The 4,876-nt window shown below is 59.4% G+C and carries 2 protein-coding genes and 3 pseudogenes; 4 read left to right on the top strand and 1 reads right to left on the bottom strand.

The genetic code is table 11. The annotated features are described in order from the left end of the window. The 3 pseudogenes from JSE7799_RS02710 to JSE7799_RS02705 form a co-directional block, all read left to right on the top strand. Window positions 1–241, top strand: a pseudogene (locus JSE7799_RS02710) (integrase core domain-containing protein); the annotation flags it as partial. Between the two features lie 48 nt (window positions 242–289). Then, window positions 290–555 (top strand): annotated as a pseudogene (locus tag JSE7799_RS21505) (IS5/IS1182 family transposase); the annotation flags it as partial. A gap of 255 nt (window positions 556–810) precedes the next feature. Beyond that, window positions 811–1,999 (top strand): annotated as a pseudogene (locus JSE7799_RS02705) (IS3 family transposase). Window positions 2,000–2,227: 228 nt separating this feature from the next. On the opposite strand, the gene JSE7799_RS02700 reads toward JSE7799_RS02705, so the two are convergent. After that, on the bottom strand, window positions 2,228–2,968 hold the full coding sequence (locus JSE7799_RS02700; RefSeq protein ID WP_055662232.1) for a hypothetical protein: 741 nt from the start codon (window positions 2,966–2,968) through the stop codon (window positions 2,228–2,230). Window positions 2,969–3,579: 611 nt separating this feature from the next. On the opposite strand from JSE7799_RS02700, the gene JSE7799_RS02695 reads away from it, so the two are divergent. Then, on the top strand, window positions 3,580–4,290 hold the full coding sequence (locus tag JSE7799_RS02695) for an N-acyl amino acid synthase FeeM domain-containing protein (protein WP_222101691.1): 711 nt from the start codon (window positions 3,580–3,582) through the stop codon (window positions 4,288–4,290). The last annotated feature ends 586 nt before the right edge of the window (window positions 4,291–4,876 follow it).

Raw genomic sequence — 4,876 nt, 5'->3', positions numbered from 1 at the left:
GCCGCAGACCAACGGAATGGTCGAGCGCTTCAACGGCCGGATCGAAGAGGTCCTGCAGAGCCACCATTTCCGATCAGGCGAGGACCTGGAGACCACGCTCCACCGATACGTCTGGCTCTACAACCAGCAGCTCCCGCAATCAGCGTTGGCCAGCAAGGCGCCCTTGCAGGCCATGAAGGACTGGCACAAAATCAAGCCAGAGCTGTTCAAGAAACAGCCATACTACCTTCCGGGATGTGACACACACCCCCTCTCGGGACATCGCTGCGCGATACCCTGCCGGGTAACGGACAAGGCCTACGATCACCGCCGGTGCCGGAAGGAATGCCGGGCCCGCTCCATCATCCCCCGCATCGCGCGTCGCGGGCTCGAGACCTCCACCAAGCTCGGCCGCCATCAATGGGTCGTCGAGCGCACCTTCGCGTGGTTCGCTCAGTTCGTTCGGCGAGCCTCACCCTCGCAACCCCCTACGACCGCCGCGCCGACATCCACATGGCCCTCACCAAGCTCGCAACCGCCATCATAGGTATGAACCAGATCAAGAGATTCTGTTAGGCGCTCTAAGGCCATAGACGCCGCAACCCTCCGGGGCCGCTTCGCGATGATGCCGATTCGGATGACCAGGGCCGGGCACGAGTATCCACACGATCCTGGGCGAGGAGGTCTGGCGCCGCGCCAAAGAGGGCGCCCGCGCAGTCGGGAACTCCAGCACTGCGGTCAGAGCGCCGGTGCTCTACCCCCTGACAACTGGATCGTTTGAAGCTGGAGTTTTCCGCTAAATTTCCTTGGCTGGGAGAGGAGCGGGATCGCCTGAAGACATTGAAGTTCACGCAGGCTCAGAAGGCCTTCATCTTGTAATAGGGCGAGGAAGGCACGCCGGTCGCCGAGATCTGCCGGAAGGCCGGGATCAGTCAGGCGACGTAGTTCAACTGGAAGAAGCGGTATGGCGGCTTGCTGCCCGATGAGATGCGCCGCCTGAAGGCACTCGAGGACGAGAACTGGCGATTGAAGAAGATTGTTGCCGATCTGACTTTGGACCGGGAGATGCTTCAGGATGTAATCCGCCGAAAGCTCGTTCGCCAAGGCTCACCCTGGCCGGATGCGCGAGCTGGTTCGCGGGATGTGCATCGATCGGGGGCGTGTCGATCCGCGCGGCTTGTGGGGCCCTGCGGTTCGATACCTCCACGTTCCACTACAAGTCCCGGCGCACCCGTTGCCCGGCAGGCCATTGCGAGGCAATGGCCCGAGAGGGACCAGGCGGCCGTCGAACGACGGATCAGGGAGATTGCGGAGGTGAGCCATGTCGCGCCATCGATTCGAGTACCATGGCGGACCGTGCGCCACGGCTACCGCCGCGTGCATGTGCTGCTGCGCCGGGAAGGCCGGGAGATCAACATGAATAAAACCCGCAGTATTTACAAAGAGTGGGACCTGCAGCTCCGGAACAAGCACCCGAAGCGGCGGGTGAAGGCGAAGCTGCGGGAGGACCGTCAGGAAGTTCTCGGTCCGAACGAGGTCTGGGCCATGGACTTCGTCCACGAACAGCTTTCCATGGGCAAGAAGCTACGCATCCGGACTGTTGGACACGCACTCGCGTCTCTGTTCGGCGGCAAATTCCCGGTTCGCCTACCGCGGCGGCGACGTCGTGCAGACCTTGGAAAAGGTCTGTGCCAAGGCCAGCTATCCCAAGACGATCCGGGTCGATAATGGCAGCGAATTCGTCTTTTGGGATCTCGATCTTTGGGCCAATGCCAACAGTGTCACGCGGGACTTCTCCCGGCCCGGGAGGCCGACCGACAACGGGTTCATCGAGGCATTCAACCCCAAGCTCCGGGCGGAATGCCTAAATGCCCACTGGTTCATGAGCCTTGCCGATGCTGGCGAAAAGCTTGAGGGTTGGCGTCGAGACCACAACGAGGTAAGGCCCCACGGGGCGATCGGATACAACGTCCCGATTGCCATGCATTATCCCGATGGCGTCATCGGCCCGTCATCGTGAAAGAGCCGGGAAAATCCAGCGTCCGGCAGTCCAAGGTCGGGGCCCAGCGCAAGAGCCGCGGACTCTCGTTATGAACGAGGGACCAGCAGGGGGCAGATCAGCGGCCTTCAACCAAGGCCGCCTCTTGCGCCGTTATCCCCAAGGTCGCGAAAAGAGGAACCAGAAGGCGAACTTCTGATCCCTCCTTGTATTCCGGGCCTCAGGACGAGGTGTGTCGGGCCGTCGCCCTCAGGTGCGCTTGCGGCGGCGCTTGCCGAACGCCGCAAGACCGCCAAACCCGCCGAGTCCGCCCAGTAGCAGGAGCGCCGGGGCTGGCAGCGGGACCACACCGGTATCCACGGAGATCGAGCCTATCGCTGCGTCGACGTTGATCGTCGTATCACCCGAATCCGCAAAGAACTGCAGCGCGCCAACCTCGTTAAAGTCAAAGGCTTCATTTGAGAACGCCGCGAAGGGCAAGAACGGCGTACCGGTCGAGCTCACTGTGGAAGAGAACTCCGTCGTCTCACCGAACATGTCCCACGCCCTGACAGTCACGACGAACGGCAAGTCCAGACGGACGACTTCGAACAGGAAGCCCGGGGTGCCGAGCGGGCCTGTGAAGAGGTCGATGCCGCCGAGGCCGGTTTTATTCACCCCGAATGGATCGTCGTCATACCCGTCATAGGTGACCCAGCCACGGCCGGTGACGTTATCTTCGTTGCTGAAGCTGAGGTTGCTATCCCTCACCTCAAGCGTGGTGGCACTTAGGTTCCCCTCGTCGTCCGTCTCGACATAAAGATCGCGCCAGCCGCCGATCGCGTCGGGCGCCTTCACCTCGGATCCTTGAGGCTGAGCGACCCCAAACGGCTCGTCTGCCACCGCCTGAGGGGTGTCGAAGCTATCGATAGTGATCACGGCCGCAGACACGTGCCCCGCACCTACGAGAAAAGCCGCCGAAGCTCCCACTGTTAAAATCTTGAAGTTCATCTCGTTTCTCCCAAATTTCCGTTTGTGTTGAGGCGACATGCCCGCTGCAGAAGGTTACCAGCCATAAAAACCTCCTTACGGTGTAACCGTGGCCGTTAAGGAAAGTTCCTTGAGCATTCTCTTCACAGGAAAGCTTTGGCCGACGCTGCGACGCCATCCGGTCAGTCCCCCGACGCCCACTCCGGTCCGATCTCTTCAGCCTTTCTACTGGAGATGGGCCTGCGAGTTTCTGCGCCACTATCGCCTCCTGCGATCATGTTGGAATCAGCAGCCGGCCGGTATTCGTTGCATCGGCGGGCAAGTGGAGAGACAGCCTCTCCAAGAGGTTGTGCCGCCTCCACCCGTCGATCCAGCGACTTAGTATCGGCATAATGCCGCCAACGCCCCGCCAAAGGTGCGGGTCTGGGCAAAGAACGGCCGCGCGGACAAATGTTTTAAGCAAGTAACTGCCGCCGCGTAGTGATCATCGCGAGCCTCGATTGTGTCCCCTGACACGCAGGTTTAACGATTTTGAGGTGGCCGGGTTCCCTCGGCTCCGAGTTGTCAGAAGTCCACGGCGCGTGGCGATTTACCGGTCCGTTTTCAACTGAGTTATCGTTCACCCGACATTAATGGCTTCAGTGCAAGGCAATTTTGGTCAGCAAGGCAGCGACCGGAAGGAGAGAACAGACGTGGGATACAGCGACACGAAGCTCAACTTTCTCGTATCCAAGAGATTAGGTGAGTCTCGCGGATTCGATCATTTTCTGGCCCGCACGCCCGCGCAGAGGGAGGCCATCTTCAAGCTTCGGTACGATGCCTACTACAGTCAGGGACTCATCTACGGGAATGATGAGAGCAGTCTTTCGGATTGGCAGGATGACGAGAAGACTTCTTTGATATATGGGATCACTCTGCATGGGAGGCTTGTCTCCACGATTCGCCTGAGCGTGATAAGTCGTACGCAAAAAGCCTGCCTTACCTATTCCATGTTCAAAAATCATTGTGACTCGATTGTCGACAAGGGAGAGTCAATACTCGACGGTTCGCGACTGGCAGTAAATTGCAGCAGTGCATTACGCAGAAGTGTAATCCTGTATACGCTGAGCCTGACAGCAGCGTGCTCCGTCAGTGTTAATGCCACTTGGGGATCAATAATCGCGCGGCACAGGCACGCTCCCTTTTACGAGCGCTACGGCTTTGATCTTGTCATCGGCCCTTTCACGTACCCGGGAGCGCGTGCGTCGACGAGCCTGATGATGATCGAACTCCCCGTTTCTACCATGTCTCATCTATCGGGCACCCATAAGAACCGGATGGAGGGACTTCAGCTTTCGGCCTGACCTGAAGCAGGGCCGGCGCGACGAACATTGTCTGGCGGCCGGCAGGATCCTAATCTACGAAGATGTAACGACGGAAATGCGCCGTCACGAGATCAAGAGTTATTACCTTCGGGAGCAGTAAGCCGGCGGTTTCGGTGAGCGCAGCGCTGTCGACTGCCCTGGCGTGGTCTCATCCCACCCAACACATGCCGGCTGGACGGCTGGACGCAACCGACTTTCGACGGCGCGCGGCGCCGCTCTCGTTGAATCACACCTTTTGTGGCGGATTAAACCGCCTCACCGAAACGCCGGGTCCAAGACGTCTTTTTCGGTGGACCCAAAAAGGTCCAAGTGTCTATCGTGAGTTATGCCCGAAAGTTGGTGATGGCCTGAAGTAGGCGGCATATCATGGCGGTGTTCACGCGCCGTCAGTCTCAAAAGAGAAAGGATATGCCACCATGGCCAAATCTACCGTTGTCCCGTTCGAACTGCCATCGGAATTTTCTGCGGATCCGTTGACCGAGGTAATCCAAGCTGGGGCCAAGGAGCTTCTGCGAACGGCGGTTCAGGCGGAGGTATCCGCCTTCCTCGCCGAGCATGCGCATCT

It is taken from the genome of Jannaschia seosinensis (assembly GCF_001408515.1).
Lineage (GTDB): Bacteria > Pseudomonadota > Alphaproteobacteria > Rhodobacterales > Rhodobacteraceae > Jannaschia > Jannaschia seosinensis.
This window is presented reverse-complemented; position numbering and strand designations above follow the sequence as displayed.